General features: G+C 46.0%; 13 protein-coding genes, 3 tRNA genes and 1 pseudogene. 11 read left to right on the top strand and 6 right to left on the bottom strand.

Annotated elements, in window-relative coordinates:
- Positions 1-47 precede the first annotated feature (47 nt).
- Complete coding sequence (locus HUZ68_RS14045; protein ID WP_000450409.1) at positions 48-377, top strand: DUF496 family protein; 330 nt, start codon at positions 48-50, stop codon at positions 375-377.
- A 100-nt stretch (positions 378-477) separates the two neighbouring features.
- Here HUZ68_RS14045 and HUZ68_RS14040 read toward each other — a convergent pair.
- A pseudogene (locus tag HUZ68_RS14040) lies at positions 478-774 on the bottom strand (EutP/PduV family microcompartment system protein); the annotation flags it as partial.
- On the opposite strand from HUZ68_RS14040, the gene HUZ68_RS14035 reads away from it, so the two are divergent.
- From HUZ68_RS14035 to ldtA, 5 genes are all read left to right on the top strand, one after another.
- Positions 753-1,112, top strand: coding sequence for a hypothetical protein (locus HUZ68_RS14035; RefSeq protein WP_001307873.1), 360 nt, complete (start codon positions 753-755; stop codon positions 1,110-1,112). The pseudogene HUZ68_RS14040 and the gene HUZ68_RS14035 overlap by 22 nt on opposite strands.
- 133 nt (positions 1,113-1,245) lie before the next feature.
- Entirely contained in the window at positions 1,246-1,791 is a 546-nt protein-coding gene (gene cobU, locus HUZ68_RS14030; protein WP_000973155.1) for a bifunctional adenosylcobinamide kinase/adenosylcobinamide-phosphate guanylyltransferase, read from the top strand.
- The gene (gene cobS, locus HUZ68_RS14025) at positions 1,788-2,531 is read left to right on the top strand and encodes an adenosylcobinamide-GDP ribazoletransferase (protein WP_033815069.1); all 744 of its coding nucleotides are present in this window, start codon (positions 1,788-1,790) and stop codon (positions 2,529-2,531) included. The genes cobU and cobS overlap by 4 nt, the downstream gene beginning before the upstream one ends.
- An 11-nt stretch (positions 2,532-2,542) precedes the next feature.
- Entirely contained in the window at positions 2,543-3,622 is a 1,080-nt protein-coding gene (gene cobT, locus HUZ68_RS14020; RefSeq protein WP_033815070.1) for a nicotinate-nucleotide--dimethylbenzimidazole phosphoribosyltransferase, read from the top strand.
- 61 nt (positions 3,623-3,683) lie between these two features.
- The gene (gene ldtA / locus HUZ68_RS14015; RefSeq protein ID WP_000986322.1) at positions 3,684-4,619 is read left to right on the top strand and encodes a L,D-transpeptidase; all 936 of its coding nucleotides are present in this window, start codon (positions 3,684-3,686) and stop codon (positions 4,617-4,619) included.
- 55 nt (positions 4,620-4,674) lie between these two features.
- Here the strand turns inward: ldtA and HUZ68_RS14010 are convergent.
- Positions 4,675-4,750 (bottom strand) — tRNA-Asn (locus HUZ68_RS14010).
- 325 nt (positions 4,751-5,075) lie between these two features.
- On the opposite strand from HUZ68_RS14010, the gene nac reads away from it, so the two are divergent.
- Positions 5,076-5,993 (top strand): nitrogen assimilation transcriptional regulator NAC, encoded by a 918-nt coding sequence (gene nac, locus HUZ68_RS14005; protein ID WP_001011466.1) that lies wholly within the window; start codon positions 5,076-5,078, stop codon positions 5,991-5,993.
- Positions 5,994-6,094: 101 nt separating this feature from the next.
- Complete coding sequence (gene cbl / locus HUZ68_RS14000; RefSeq protein WP_094318080.1) at positions 6,095-7,045, top strand: HTH-type transcriptional regulator Cbl; 951 nt, start codon at positions 6,095-6,097, stop codon at positions 7,043-7,045.
- A 37-nt stretch (positions 7,046-7,082) separates the two neighbouring features.
- Here the strand turns inward: cbl and HUZ68_RS13995 are convergent.
- Positions 7,083-7,158: transfer RNA gene (locus tag HUZ68_RS13995), tRNA-Asn, on the bottom strand.
- Positions 7,159-7,318: 160 nt separating this feature from the next.
- Here HUZ68_RS13995 and yeeO point away from each other — a divergent pair.
- Together yeeO and HUZ68_RS13985 are read left to right on the top strand one after the other, a co-directional pair.
- Complete coding sequence (gene yeeO / locus HUZ68_RS13990; protein ID WP_094318147.1) at positions 7,319-8,806, top strand: toxic metabolite efflux MATE transporter YeeO; 1,488 nt, start codon at positions 7,319-7,321, stop codon at positions 8,804-8,806.
- Between the two features lie 100 nt (positions 8,807-8,906).
- Positions 8,907-8,982: transfer RNA gene (locus HUZ68_RS13985), tRNA-Asn, on the top strand.
- A gap of 455 nt (positions 8,983-9,437) precedes the next feature.
- Here HUZ68_RS13985 and HUZ68_RS13980 read toward each other — a convergent pair.
- The 3 genes from HUZ68_RS13980 to shiA all read right to left on the bottom strand — a co-directional run bounded on the left by HUZ68_RS13980 (position 9,438) and on the right by shiA (position 13,369).
- Positions 9,438-10,154, bottom strand: a complete 717-nt coding sequence (locus HUZ68_RS13980) for a YebC/PmpR family DNA-binding transcriptional regulator (RefSeq protein ID WP_077039684.1) — start codon at positions 10,152-10,154, stop codon at positions 9,438-9,440.
- Between the two features lie 342 nt (positions 10,155-10,496).
- The gene (gene amn, locus HUZ68_RS13975) at positions 10,497-11,951 is read right to left on the bottom strand and encodes an AMP nucleosidase (protein WP_001060244.1); all 1,455 of its coding nucleotides are present in this window, start codon (positions 11,949-11,951) and stop codon (positions 10,497-10,499) included.
- Between the two features lie 101 nt (positions 11,952-12,052).
- Positions 12,053-13,369, bottom strand: a complete 1,317-nt coding sequence (gene shiA, locus HUZ68_RS13970) for a shikimate transporter (RefSeq protein ID WP_094318079.1) — start codon at positions 13,367-13,369, stop codon at positions 12,053-12,055.
- A gap of 307 nt (positions 13,370-13,676) precedes the next feature.
- Between shiA and HUZ68_RS13965 the strand changes: the two genes are divergently transcribed.
- Positions 13,677-14,939 (top strand): IS1380-like element ISEcp1 family transposase, encoded by a 1,263-nt coding sequence (locus HUZ68_RS13965; RefSeq protein WP_239593902.1) that lies wholly within the window; start codon positions 13,677-13,679, stop codon positions 14,937-14,939.
- Positions 14,940-15,065: the final 126 nt, after the last annotated feature.

Below are 15,065 nucleotides of genomic sequence, written 5' to 3'. Positions count from 1 at the left end.
GCGGTTGCTTAAACGAATCCGACTCTCACATTATCAGGGGTATAAAAATGGAAACTACCAAGCCTTCATTCCAGGACGTACTGGAATTTGTTCGTCTGTTCCGTCGTAAGAACAAACTGCAACGTGAAATTCAGGACGTTGAGAAAAAGATCCGTGACAACCAGAAGCGCGTCCTGCTGCTGGACAACCTGAGCGATTACATCAAGCCGGGGATGAGCGTTGAAGCAATCCAGGGCATCATCGCCAGCATGAAAGGTGACTATGAAGATCGCGTTGACGATTACATCATCAAAAATGCCGAGCTCTCCAAAGAACGCCGCGATATCTCCAAAAAGCTGAAAGCTATGGGTGAAATGAAAAACGGCGAAGCGAAGTAATTCCTGTTTTATTCAATGAGGGTTGCCCGGCAACCCTCATTGCTCATTGATTCTTTTCTGTGTATCACAGTCATCATTCCCATCTGATAACCTATCGAAATTAGCGACAGACATCTTCTGTATGCAGCAAGGAAAAAAGTTCTGTAACTCCATTGTTATTAACCGCACTGGTTACTAACACGTTCTGCGCTCCAGCTTCCCGTAACCAACATTTCACCAAAGATATTTGTTCCATGTTGGCTAAATCTGCTTTGGTGACTACTCCAATGACCGGGCGATTCATTGACGAGGTAAAGCCAGGCGAAAAAGGTGACCACGGTGCGTCCGCATTAAGCACCAGCGCGATAATGTCTGCTTCGCAGGCACTGACCAACAGTGCACTGTAGAGGCTGCGGTTTTATCCGTGAGGACTGGCAGCAAGATTTCCAGCCTTTTGACGGTGGGCCTGTGCAATCGTTATCAGATGCGTATAGCGATTATTCAGTGCTGCTATTGATAGCAGCTGAAAGCGAGATATCCGTACCAGAATGGCTCGCTCATTCTGAGGGAACGACGGTAATTTTGATTGCAGAACACAATGCCCGTTTACTGACTGGTCCGGCTGGTGGGGCTGTAGCATTAATCCATTATCTGAATGAAATCTGTCATTCCAGAGAAACCGCTGTCAATGACGCATTTTGTCGGACGTTAACACGAGGAAGTCTGGCTATTCCACAATGCCATCTTCTTTCGTAATGGATTGAGAATGCTGGATTTTTAATTATATTACGCGCAGTATTAATCGCGTAAATGTTTTGCGGTCAGCAACGGTGGGTGATCCATTGTTCTGTTCAATGAATACCATCATACAATTGAATCAGGAGTCGGTATGATGATTTTGGTGACGGGGGGCGCACGGAGCGGGAAGAGTCGCCATGCAGAGGCGCTTATTGGGGACTCTTCACAGGTTCTGTATATCGCCACCTCACAAATCCTTGATGATGAGATGGCTGCACGGATAGAACATCATCGGCAAGGCCGTCCGGCGCACTGGCACACGGTGGAACGTTGGCAACATCTTGATGAATTAATTCATGCAGACATTAACCCGCATGAAGCTGTGTTGCTGGAATGCGTTACCACAATGGTGACTAATCTGTTGTTTGATTATGGCGGCGATAAAGACCCTGATGAATGGGATTATCAGGCGATGGAACAGGCGATTAATGCTGAGATTCAGTCGTTGATTGCTGCCTGCCAACGTTGCCCCGCAAAGGTTGTATTAGTGACTAACGAAGTGGGAATGGGGATTGTGCCGGAGAGTCGTCTGGCACGACATTTTCGTGATATTGCCGGGCGGGTAAATCAGCAGCTGGCCGCTGCGGCAAATGAAGTGTGGCTGGTGGTTTCGGGTATTGGAGTAAAAATCAAATGAGTAAATTATTTTGGGCGATGCTCTCTTTTATTACGCGTCTGCCTGTACCGCGTCGCTGGTCCCAGGGACTGGATTTCGAGCATTATTCTCGCGGTATTATTACTTTTCCTTTAATTGGATTATTGCTTGGCGCGATTAGCGGGCTGGTCTTCATGGTGCTGCAGGCATGGTGTGGCGTATCACTGGCGGCACTGTTTAGCGTACTTGTGCTGGCGCTGATGACCGGGGGATTCCACCTGGACGGCCTCGCCGATACCTGTGATGGTGTATTTTCTGCACGTAGCCGCGATCGCATGTTGGAAATCATGCGTGATAGCCGTTTAGGCACCCACGGCGGTCTGGCATTGATTTTTGTTGTACTGGCAAAGATTCTGGTGTTAAGCGAGTTGGCTCTGCGTGGCGAACCGATCCTTGCATCGCTGGCGGCAGCATGTGCGGTCAGCCGCGGGACTGCCGCATTATTGATGTATCGTCATCGTTATGCCCGGGAAGAAGGGCTTGGCAATGTGTTCATTGGCAAAATTGATGGGCGACAAACCTGCGTCACACTCGGCTTAGCCGCTATTTTTGCTGCCGTATTATTGCCGGGTATGCATGGTGTGGCTGCTATGGTGGTGACGATGGTGGCGATTTTCATCCTCGGTCAGCTTCTCAAACGTACGCTGGGCGGGCAAACCGGCGATACGCTGGGAGCTGCTATAGAGCTTGGTGAACTGGTCTTCCTGCTGGCACTGCTATAAAGAGACGTGACATGCAAACACTTGCCGATTTACTGAATACGATCCCTGCTATCGATCCTGCCGCTATGTCGCGTGCACAACGGCATATTGACGGGTTACTCAAACCTGTTGGTAGCCTGGGAAGACTGGAGGCGCTTGCCATACAACTGGCGGGAATGCCGGGGTTGAATGGCATACCGCATGTGGGCAAAAAAGCGGTACTGGTTATGTGTGCCGATCACGGCGTCTGGGAGGAAGGGGTCGCTATTTCCCCAAAAGAAGTGACAGCCATTCAGGCTGAAAATATGACCCGCGGAACAACCGGCGTGTGTGTGCTGGCAGCACAAGCGGGCGCTAACGTCCACGTAGTTGATGTTGGTATTGATAGTGCTGAGCCTATCCCCGGACTTATCAACATGCGTGTCGCACGAGGTAGCGGCAATATTGCTTCAGCTCCGGCAATGAGTCGCCGTCAGGCTGAAAAGTTGCTTTTCGACGTCATATGTTATACGCGGGAGCTGGCAAAAAACGGTGTCACGCTGTTTGGTGTAGGTGAACTGGGGATGGCAAACACGACACCGGCAGCGGCAATCGTCAGCACAATCACTGGCCGGGATCCTGAAGAAGTGGTTGGGATTGGCGCAAACCTGCCGACAGATAAACTGGCTAATAAAATTGATGTTGTGCGCCGGGCGATTACGTTGAATCAACCAAATCCGCAGGATGGCGTTGATGTTCTGGCAAAAGTGGGTGGATTTGATTTGGTCGGAATGGCTGGCGTGATGTTAGGCGCTGCTTCCTGCGGTTTACCCGTGTTGCTGGATGGATTTCTTTCTTATGCTGCTGCGCTCGCAGCCTGCCAGATGTCTCCTGCAATCAAACCGTATCTCATTCCTTCTCACCTGTCGGCAGAAAAAGGGGCGCGTATAGCGCTGTCGCATTTGGGGCTGGAGCCTTATCTCAATATGGATATGCGTTTAGGTGAGGGGAGTGGCGCAGCTCTGGCGATGCCCATCATCGAAGCTGCCTGTGCGATATATAACAACATGGGCGAACTTGCTGCCAGTAATATTGTTCTACCGGGGAATACGACTTCTGATTTGAACAGTTAAAAACGAAAAGTCTGATAAAAGCTATACTTAACGGATAGCTTTCGCGACATAGGAAAGGGACATGATGCGTCGTGTAAATATTCTTTGCTCATTTGCTCTGCTTTTTGCCAGCCATACTAGCCTGGCGGTAACTTATCCATTACCTCCAGAGGGTAGCCGTTTAGTGGGGCAGTCGTTTACTGTAACTGTTCCTGATCACAATACCCAGCCGCTGGAGACTTTTGCCGCACAATACGGGCAAGGGTTAAGTAACATGCTGGAAGCGAACCCGGGCGTTGATGTTTTCTTGCCGAAGTCCGGCTCACAACTCACCATTCCGCAGCAACTGATTTTGCCCGCCACTGTTCGTAAAGGGATTGTGGTTAACGTCGCTGAGATGCGTCTTTATTACTACCCGCCAGACAGTAATACTGTGGAAGTCTTTCCTATTGGTATCGGCCAGGCTGGGCGAGAAACCCCGCGTAACTGGGTGACTACCGTTGAACGTAAACAAGAAGCTCCAACCTGGACGCCAACGCCGAACACTCGGCGCGAATATGCGAAACGAGGGGAGAGTTTGCCCGCATTTGTTCCTGCGGGGCCCGATAATCCCATGGGGCTGTACGCGATTTATATTGGCAGGTTGTATGCCATCCACGGTACCAATGCCAATTTTGGTATTGGACTTCGGGTAAGTCAGGGCTGTATTCGTCTGCGCAATGACGATATCAAATATCTGTTTGATAATGTTCCTGTTGGGACGCGTGTGCAAATTATCGACCAGCCAGTAAAATACACCACTGAACCAGATGGCTCGAACTGGCTGGAAGTTCATGAGCCGTTGTCGCGCAATCGTGCAGAATATGAGTCTGACCGAAAAGTGCCATTGCCGGTAACCCCATCTTTGCGGGCGTTTATCAACGGGCAAGAAGTTGATGTGAATCGCGCAAATGCTGCGTTGCAACGTCGATCGGGAATGCCTGTGCAAATTAGTTCTGGTTCAAGACAGATGTTTTAAGAGAGTTGGTAATTAGAAAGCAAAAAGCCTGCTAGAAAGCAGGCTTTTTTGAATTTGGCTCCTCTGACTGGACTCGAACCAGTGACATACGGATTAACAGTCCGCCGTTCTACCGACTGAACTACAGAGGAATCGTGTGAACGGGGCGCATATTAATGGCAGTGGATGGTGATGTCAAAGGGTGAAATGCATTTTTTTGTTTGTTTGCTGCCAATTTCAACAAAGTGATGAGATTTCAATCTTATTGGTAATGAACCATCGTGGTGCATACCCTCCTTTTATAGGGCAGGGGAACGCGACTGCTGGTGAAAAGAGCCAATGACGAATCTATCATAATCTCTTATTTGACAGTTGGTTAGCTTGTACATCAACGCCAAAATAAAACTGGCAAGCATCTTGCAATCTGGTTGTAAGTAATGGCGGCACTTGGGCCGATTCTTAAAAACCGGAGGCAACATGAACTTCAGACGCCTGAAATACTTCGTAAAAATTGTAGATATTGGTAGCCTGACTCAGGCTGCTGAAGTATTGCATATCGCACAACCAGCGCTCAGCCAACAGGTTGCCACACTCGAAGGTGAGTTAAATCAACAACTTTTGATTCGCACAAAACGGGGCGTTACGCCAACAGACGCCGGAAAAATTCTCTATACCCATGCGCGGGCCATTTTACGTCAGTGTGAGCAGGCCCAACTGGCGGTGCATAACGTTGGTCAGGCATTATCGGGGCAAGTCTCGATTGGCTTTGCGCCAGGAACCGCTGCGTCATCTATCACCATGCCCTTATTACAGGCGGTTCGCGCTGAATTCCCGGAGATCGTTATCTATCTTCATGAAAATAGCGGTGCAGTGCTTAACGAAAAACTGATAAATCACCAACTCGATATGGCGGTGATTTATGAGCATTCCCCTGTGGCTGGGGTATCCAGTCAGGCTTTGCTGAAAGAAGATCTTTTCCTGGTAGGAACTCAAGATTGCCCGGGGCAAAGCGTTGATGTTAATGCTATTGCACAAATGAACCTCTTTCTCCCCAGTGATTACAGCGCTGTTAGACTTCGTGTTGATGAGGCGTTTTCCCTACGGCGACTCACGGCAAAAGTCATTGGTGAAATTGAGTCTATTGCCACGCTTACCGCAGCGATTGCCAGCGGCATGGGCGTTGCAGTATTACCCGAATCGGCCGCGCGTTCGTTATGTGGCGCAGTAAATGGGTGGATGTCACGCATTACCACGCCTTCCATGAGTCTCTCTTTGTCATTAAATTTACCCGCCAGAGCGAACTTATCGCCACAGGCACAGGCAGTGAAAGAGTTGTTAATGTCAGTGATTAGTTCTCCAGTGATGGAAAAAAGGCAGTGGCAATTGGTGAGCTAAGCGTTATATCGGGATGGAATAAGATGCGGGTTTTTATTATTTGTTATGCCGGGCGTTAGACTTTAACAATAACGGGATATCTGAACTGCCCGGAGTTTACCGTGAATTTCCAACAACTAAAGATAATCCGCGAAGCTGCACGTCAGGATTACAACCTGACAGAGGTTGCGAATATGCTTTTTACCTCACAGTCAGGCGTCAGCCGTCATATTCGGGAACTGGAGGATGAACTTGGCATCGAAATATTTGTTCGACGAGGTAAGCGACTGCTGGGCATGACTGAACCGGGCAAAGCATTACTGGTCATTGCAGAACGTATTCTCAATGAAGCCAGTAATGTTCGTCGGCTTGCAGACCTGTTTACCAACGATACGTCTGGCGTTCTCACTATTGCAACGACGCATACTCAGGCACGTTATAGCTTGCCAGAGGTCATTAAAGCTTTTCGCGAACTTTTCCCGGAGGTTCGGCTCGAGCTAATCCAGGGGACGCCACAGGAAATTGCGACGTTGTTGCATAATGGTGAAGCTGATATTGGTATCGCCAGCGAGCGTTTGAGTAATGACCCGCAGCTCGTCGCCTTCCCGTGGTTTCGTTGGCATCATAGTTTGCTTGTTCCACACGATCATCCCTTGACGCAATTTTCACCATTGACGCTGGAATCAATAGCGAAGTGGCCGTTAATCACTTACCGACAGGGGATTACGGGGCGCTCACGTATTGATGACGCATTTGCCCGCAAAGGTTTGCTGGCAGATATTGTATTAAGTGCGCAGGATTCTGATGTCATTAAAACCTATGTTGCTCTTGGGCTGGGGATCGGAATAGTTGCCGAACAATCCAGCGGTGAACAAGAGGAAAAGAATTTAATCCGCCTGGATACGCGGCATCTTTTTGATGCTAATACTGTCTGGTTGGGACTGAAGCGAGGACAACTTCAGCGTAACTATGTCTGGCGCTTTCTGGAACTTTGTAATGCAGGACTTTCAGTTGAGGATATCAAGCGGCAGGTGATGGAAAACAGTGAAGAGGAAATTGATTATCAGATATAGCAAAAAGCCCGCTATAAAAGCGGGCTTTTCAGAAATTTGGCTCCTCTGACTGGACTCGAACCAGTGACATACGGATTAACAGTCCGCCGTTCTACCGACTGAACTACAGAGGAATCGCTGTTGAGGCACATCTTAACGGCGAAAAATCTTTTGTCAAACCCGATTTTTAAATTCCCCAACTGTTTGCCGTTTCTATCAACAGTTTGTTGCATTTGCAGACAATTTGTTGGCGAAAATCTTTGCAGCTTTGCTGATTCTCCCTCATTATTTGAAATGTGGTTTCACTTTCTGCAATTAAGGTCGGCTTTGAATATCTCCTCTGCTTTACGCCAGGTTGTTCACGGCACTCGCTGGCACGCTAAACGCAAGAGCTACAAAGTGTTGTTCTGGCGCGAGATAACCCCGCTTGCTGTTCCTATCTTCATGGAGAATGCCTGTGTCCTGTTGATGGGTGTCCTGAGCACTTTTCTGGTCAGCTGGCTGGGAAAAGATGCGATGGCCGGCGTGGGATTGGCGGACAGCTTCAATATGGTCATTATGGCTTTTTTTGCTGCTATCGATCTTGGTACTACTGTCGTTGTGGCATTTAGTCTCGGTAAGCGGGATCGACGACGAGCGAGGGTGGCGACGCGGCAGTCATTGGTGATCATGACGTTGTTTGCCGTACTGTTGGTAACGCTTATTCATCATTTTGGCGAGCAAATTATTGATTTCGTCGCGGGTGATGCCACGACAGAAGTTAAAGCACTGGCGTTGACTTATCTGGAGCTGACGGTACTCAGTTATCCAGCAGCTGCCATCACTTTGATTGGTAGCGGGGCACTTCGTGGTGCAGGGAATACGAAAATACCGCTACTGATTAACGGTAGCCTGAATATTCTTAATATTATTATTAGCGGCATATTGATTTACGGCCTTTTCTCCTGGCCGGGACTGGGATTTGTCGGGGCTGGGTTGGGTTTAACCATTTCTCGTTATATTGGCGCAGTTGCAATTTTGTGGGTGCTGGCGATTGGTTTTAATCCTGCGCTAAGGATTTCGTTAAAGAGCTATTTTAAGCCACTGAATTTTAGCATTATCTGGGAAGTCATGGGGATTGGTATTCCAGCGAGTGTCGAATCAGTGTTATTTACCAGTGGTCGGTTATTAACCCAAATGTTCGTTGCCGGGATGGGGACCAGTGTTATTGCCGGAAATTTTATCGCGTTTTCAATTGCGGCTCTTATCAACTTACCCGGAAGTGCGCTCGGCTCTGCTTCTACGATCATTACAGGCCGAAGGTTGGGGGTAGGGCAGATAGCGCAAGCAGAGATTCAGTTGCGGCATGTGTTCTGGCTTTCCACTCTTGGATTAACGGCCATCGCCTGGCTAACGGCTCCCTTTGCCGGGGTTATGGCATCGTTTTACACCCAGGATCCACAGGTTAAACATGTCGTTGTGATTCTGATTTGGCTAAATGCTTTATTTATGCCTATTTGGTCCGCCTCATGGGTGCTACCCGCTGGATTTAAGGGGGCTCGTGACGCCCGTTACGCTATGTGGGTTTCTATGTTGAGCATGTGGGGTTGCCGGGTTGTCGTCGGTTATGTGCTGGGCATCATGCTTGGCTGGGGTGTGGTTGGTGTCTGGATGGGAATGTTTGCCGACTGGGCTGTGCGGGCCGTGCTGTTTTACTGGCGAATGGTTACTGGACGTTGGCTATGGAAATACCCTCGATCCGAGCCGCAAAAGTGTGAAAAAAAGCCAGTTGTGTCGGAATAAACGTCAAAATGCAGATTATTTCAGCAAACGATTTCAAATTTAAAAAACAGGCTTTGACATTGTGGGTGGGCATCGCTAATATTCGCCTCGTTCTCACGATTCCTCTGTAGTTCAGTCGGTAGAACGGCGGACTGTTAATCCGTATGTCACTGGTTCGAGTCCAGTCAGAGGAGCCAAATTTTAGTTTTGAGACATCTCTATGAGTCTCAAGGCAGTTAAAAAATAAAAATTATTTTTACCCGGTCACTTTGTAAAAAAGTGGCCGGGTTTTTTGATTTCTGTGTTTCGTGCGCTTAATCGAGTCTCACGCTTCAGTGAGCAAATTGCTCCTCCCCAACAGACATCACGATTCACAAGGTCAAAAATTCTGTTCCATGAAGTACCGTACAAAGATAAAGAGAAAAATGCCTTATGCGGGATGTAGCTGTCGCGTCTTTATCGGGAAACTATACGTAATTGCCACTTTGTCTTCGGTAATCAGAAAAAGAAGACCTGCCATTTTAATAAATATTATTTCTCTGGGAACGAGGATTTTTTATAAGCAATATGACGAGTTGAACATTATATTTTTTATAAGGATTATATGAGATTAAAGAAATCTGCCATAAAGACAGATTTCTTTAACATATAATTAGAGATTTGCGACGTTATGATAAACTTTTTGTACATCGTCGTCATCTTCAAGGGCATCAACAAGCCCTTCAAAGATTTCTAAATCTTCTGGGGAAAGCTCAACTTCTGATTGAGCAATCATTTCTAATTCTGTTGTTGAGAACTCAGTGATTCCAGCTGCTTGTAGAGCCGCGATTCCTTTATGAAGGTCAGTAGGTTCAGTATAAATAACAATGTTACCTTCTTCTTCAGTCACATCACGAACATCAACTTCAGCTTCAAGTAAAATTTCAAAAATATGGTCAGGGTCTGTTCCTTTAAATACAATCACACCCGTATTGTCAAACATATAGCTGACAGAACCTGCCGCTCCGATATTGCCGCCTTTTTTATTGAAAATTGTGCGAACGTTAGCAATCGTACGGTTAACATTTGAAGTTAATGTCTCAGCGATAATCATTGAGCCATTAGGACCAAAGCCTTCATAACGTCCCTGCACGAACGTTTCATCTCCGCCGCCTTTAGCTTTATCAATTGCTTTATCAATAACGTGCTTTGGAACTTGTGCCTGCTTTGCTCGTTCAATAACGAATTTTAAAGATGTGTTTAATTCTGGATCGGGTTCACCTTGTTTGGCAGCAGCATAGATTTCTACACCGAATTTTGCATAAATTTTAGACGTTGCACCGTCTTTAGCCGTTTTTTTAGCAACAATATTGGCCCATTTACGTCCCACTGGAATGATCTCCTCGAAAATTTATTTACATTACTGGTAAATCGTTAACATGTGTTAATTCGGCATATTATATCATAACAGGAAAAATCTCGTCTATTAGAAATAAAAATATTCTAAAGTCATAATCTTATATTTAATTTTATAAAAACTTATAATGTTGGTGGGGTTTTTTATAATTGTGTTTTGAAAGCATACTTGCTTTTAATATGTGGAAATCATTAAGACGATAATAAAACTCGTATCCGCCCAAGGAAGCAAACAGCCCGCGTTTATTGCGGGCTATTTGCCAGATGTCTTACTTAATCCTTCACATCTATTTTTGATAAGAAGGTTCAGAACTTATTATCGGAACGGCGGCTCATTAAAGGTTCGTAATTTACGTGAATGCAGTCGGTCGCCTTCTGCGCGCAGCAAATCGATTGCCCGAATGCCAATTTGCAGGTGTTCGGAAATAGCGCCTTCATAAAAACGGTTAGCCTGGCCGGGAAGTTTAATCTCGCCATGCAACGGTTTATCTGAAACACACAGTAGTGTCCCGTATGGCACGCGGAAACGATATCCTTGCGCGGCAATGGTTGCACTTTCCATATCAATTGCTACGGCCCGGCTTAAGTTAAAACGAAGTGCAGAAGCTGAGTAACGTAATTCCCAGTTCCTGTCATCTGTGGTTACCACAGTACCAGTACGTAGCCGCTGTTTGACTTCCTCACCGGGCCTGCCGCTCACCAGCTTGGTGGCGTCATAAAGCGCACGTTGCACTTCAGCAATGCTCGGAATAGGAATATCGGGCGGCAGAACCGCATCAAGAACGTGGTCATCGCGTAAATAAGCGTGTGCAAGTACATAATCGCCAATGGCCTGACTTTCACGTAATCCGCCACAGTGACCAATCATCAACCAGACATCCGGGCGTAGCACTGCCAGATGATCGCAGATGGTTTTAGCATTTGACGGTCCCACGCCAATATTCACCAGAGTAATACCCTGACCATCGGCGGTAATTAAATGCCATGCTGGCATCTGGTGTTTTTTCCATGCAAGGTCGGAAATGGCTTCTTCTGGCGCTTCGGTTTCGGCGGTGATCCAGTTCCCGCCAGCACAAGAAAGGGCAATGTAGGGACTATCAGGATCGAGGATCTGGCTGCATCCCCAACGAACGAATTCATCCACATAACGTGTATAGTTGGTAAACAAGACGAACGGCTGAAAATGTTCAACTGGCGTACCGGTATAATGGCGCAACCGTGCGAGGGAAAAATCGACGCGGCGCGCATCAAAATGCGATAGCGGGGAGAATTCAGTTGGATGATAAATGCCGTCTGCAGTTTCATCTCCAATTTGCGCCAGTTCTGTTGTTGGGAAATAGCGAGTTAACCCAGCGCTCATTGAGCGATCAAGTGTCAATTCAGAGCCATCGATGACATAAGGATAAGGGATTTCATGCTGCGAGGGTTGCACCGAGATATGCGCACCATAATCCTGATACAGCAACGTAAGTTGTTCATTGAGATACGAACGAAAGAGAGTAGGGCGAGTAATCGTGGTGGTGTAGCTGCCTGCGTGAGTAAAACGACCAAATGCGCGCGTTTTGGGGGGATTGGTTGTGCTACCGTCCCAGGTTACGGTCAGTGATGGATAGACAAAAAGACCTTGTTTGCGGGCGTTTTCATCAGGTAATTCGCCACTTGTAATATAGTTGCCAATGGCGTTGCGTAATGCGACTACAGATTGCTCATACAGCGCGTCGAGTTTATCCAGTGCCTGAGCTGGGGTCAGACCGGAGCCCTTATTATTCATGTGTGTCTCCTGTTCCATACAATTACCGCACATCCGATAGTATGTCACAGGAATGTGAAACAAAAGTGTAAGGCGAAGATCGGATGATCTTCGCCAGGCTATCAAGCGCGTTGATTGTCTTTCATCAACAAAGCGGTTATTGCGGAAATCAGGCATCCAGCCAGCAAATAAATGGCGACGCTATGCCAGTTCCCGGCAAAGTAAGTGATGAGTGCAGCGGCAATAAAAGGTGTAAATCCACCACCAACCACACTGGCAACCTGATAACCGACTCCAGCGCCACTATAGCGATAACTGGCACCAAACATTTCGGTAAACATCGGTTGTTGCACACACACCACCATGTCATGCGCAATGTTTGCCAGCATTATGGAGAAGAAAACTATCCAGAAAATAGATTGTGCTTCAAGCGCCATAAAGAAAGGAAATGCGCTCAACGTTCCGATCAACGCGCCTGTGATATAAACCCTGCGGCGACCAAAACGATCGGCAAGCCAGGCAAAACAGGGAATTGTCAGGCAGCTTAATCCACCTACCAGCAAACCAATATTAAGGAAAAGTTCGCGCGGTAACCCCATATTCTGGGTTGAATAATTAAGTGCAAAGGCGGTAACGATGTACATCGTCAGCAACTCGCACAGCCGTAGCGCAATAATCTTCAGGAAAGCACCAGGATGTCGTAACAGCGCTTCGATAACCGGGATGCGTTTTTTCGCGGCAGCTTGATTATGTTGCTGTTGTTCAAATTCCGCGGACTCTTCCATGCCATTGCGCACCCACAATGCTCCCAGTACCAGTACGATGCTAAACAGGAAAGGAATGCGCCAGCCCCAGCTTAAAAACTGTTCGTCAGTCGTCATTATACTGATCAATGAAACCAGTCCGGTTGAAAGCAGTAAACCTACTCCGTAGCCAACTTGTACACCGCTACTGTAAAAGGCTTTTTTATTTTCCGGCGCACTTTCAACGGAAAGCAACGCCGCGCCTCCCCATTCGCCGCCGACGGCAAATCCCTGAATGGCACGCAGTGTCACCAGCAAAATAGGTGCCCACCACCCAATGGTCGAGAATGAAGGAAGAATACCAATCAAGGCTGTCGCGATGCCCATCATCCAGACGGTCAGCATTAACATGCGCTTACGTCCCAGTCGGTCGCCAAAGTGACCGAAAATGACACCGCCGAGCGGACGGAAAAGGAATCCGACGCCAAAGGTGACAAATGCGGCGAGCGTTCCCATAGCCGGGCTTACTTGCGGGAAAAACTCGCGATTAAAAACCAGTGCGGCGGTAATGCCATAGAGTAAAAAATCATACCAGTCGACGACGGCACCAGCGAAACTGCCTAACGCAGCTCGTCGGGCGCGACTTAACGAAAGCGTCCCTTCATCGGGACGAGTGGAGATGAGCGTGGAGTCCATAATGATCCTGTTTGTACTGTCTTTTTATAATTAGTATGGAAAAGGTAACTCACATTGCCGTCGATCTATAAACGAACCTTATGAGACTACCTCGACAGAGCGCATCTGCAAATGATTTTATCCTAGATTCTACGTCAGTACTTCAAAAAGCATAATCAAAGCCTTGATAAATATGCATTCCTTCGAAATTCAGCTTTCACCCATTGGGTGAAAGAAAAGTGCTCAAAAATATGTTAAATTATCAGCTTTTATGACTCGATATATGGTAAAATAATAGTAAGAAAAGTAGTAAAAAGGGGTTCTAATTATGATTAATAAAATTGATTTCAAAGCTAAGAATCTAACATCAAATGCAGGTCTTTTTCTGCTCCTTGAGAATGCAAAAAGCAATGGGATTTTTGATTTTATTGAAAATGACCTCGTATTTGATAATGACTCAACAAATAAAATCAAGATGAATCATATAAAGACCATGCTCTGCGGTCACTTCATTGGCATTGATAAGTTAGAACGTCTAAAGCTACTTCAAAATGATCCCCTCGTCAACGAGTTTGATTTTTCCGTAAAAGAACCTGAAACAGTGTCACGGTTTCTAGGAAACTTCAACTTCAAGACAACCCAAATGTTTAGAGACATTAATTTTAAAGTCTTTAAAAAACTGCTCACTAAAAGTAAATTGACATCCATTACGATTGATGTTGATAGTAGTGTAATTAACGTAGAAGGTCATCAAGAAGGTGCGTCAAAAGGATATAATCCTAAGAAACTGGGAAACCGATGCTACAATATCCAATTTGCATTTTGCGACGAATTAAAAGCATATGTTACCGGATTTGTAAGAAGTGGCAATACTTACACTGCAAACGGTGCTGCGGAAATGATCAAAGAAATTGTTGCTAACATCAAATCAGACGATTTAGAAATTTTATTTCGAATGGATAGTGGCTACTTTGATGAAAAAATTATCGAAACGATAGAATCTCTTGGATGCAAATATTTAATTAAAGCCAAAAGTTATTCTACACTCACCTCACAAGCAACGAATTCATCAATTGTATTCGTTAAAGGAGAAGAAGGTAGAGAAACTACAGAACTGTATACAAAATTAGTTAAATGGGAAAAAGACAGAAGATTTGTCGTATCTCGCGTACTGAAACCAGAAAAAGAAAGAGCACAATTATCACTTTTAGAAGGTTCCGAATACGACTACTTTTTCTTTGTAACAAATACTACCTTGCTTTCTGAAAAAGTAGTTATATACTATGAAAAGCGTGGTAATGCTGAAAACTATATCAAAGAAGCCAAATACGACATGGCGGTGGGTCATCTCTTGCTAAAGTCATTTTGGGCGAATGAAGCCGTGTTTCAAATGATGATGCTTTCATATAACCTATTTTTGTTGTTCAAGTTTGATTCCTTGGACTCTTCAGAATACAGACAGCAAATAAAGACCTTTCGTTTGAAGTATGTATTTCTTGCAGCAAAAATAATCAAAACCGCAAGATATGTAATCATGAAGTTGTCGGAAAACTATCCGTACAAGGGAGTGTATGAAAAATGTCTGGTATAATAAGAATATCATCAATAAAATTGAGTGTTGCTCTGTGGATAACTTGCAGAGTTTATTAAGTATCATTGCAGCAAAGATGAAATCAATGATTTATCAAAAATGATTGAAAGGTGGTTGTAAATAATG

It is taken from the genome of Shigella dysenteriae, assembly GCF_022354085.1.
In the GTDB taxonomy this organism is placed as follows: Bacteria; Pseudomonadota; Gammaproteobacteria; order Enterobacterales; family Enterobacteriaceae; genus Escherichia; species Escherichia coli.
The sequence above is the reverse complement of the archived record's forward strand: the minus strand, read 5'-3'. Positions and strand labels throughout refer to the sequence as shown.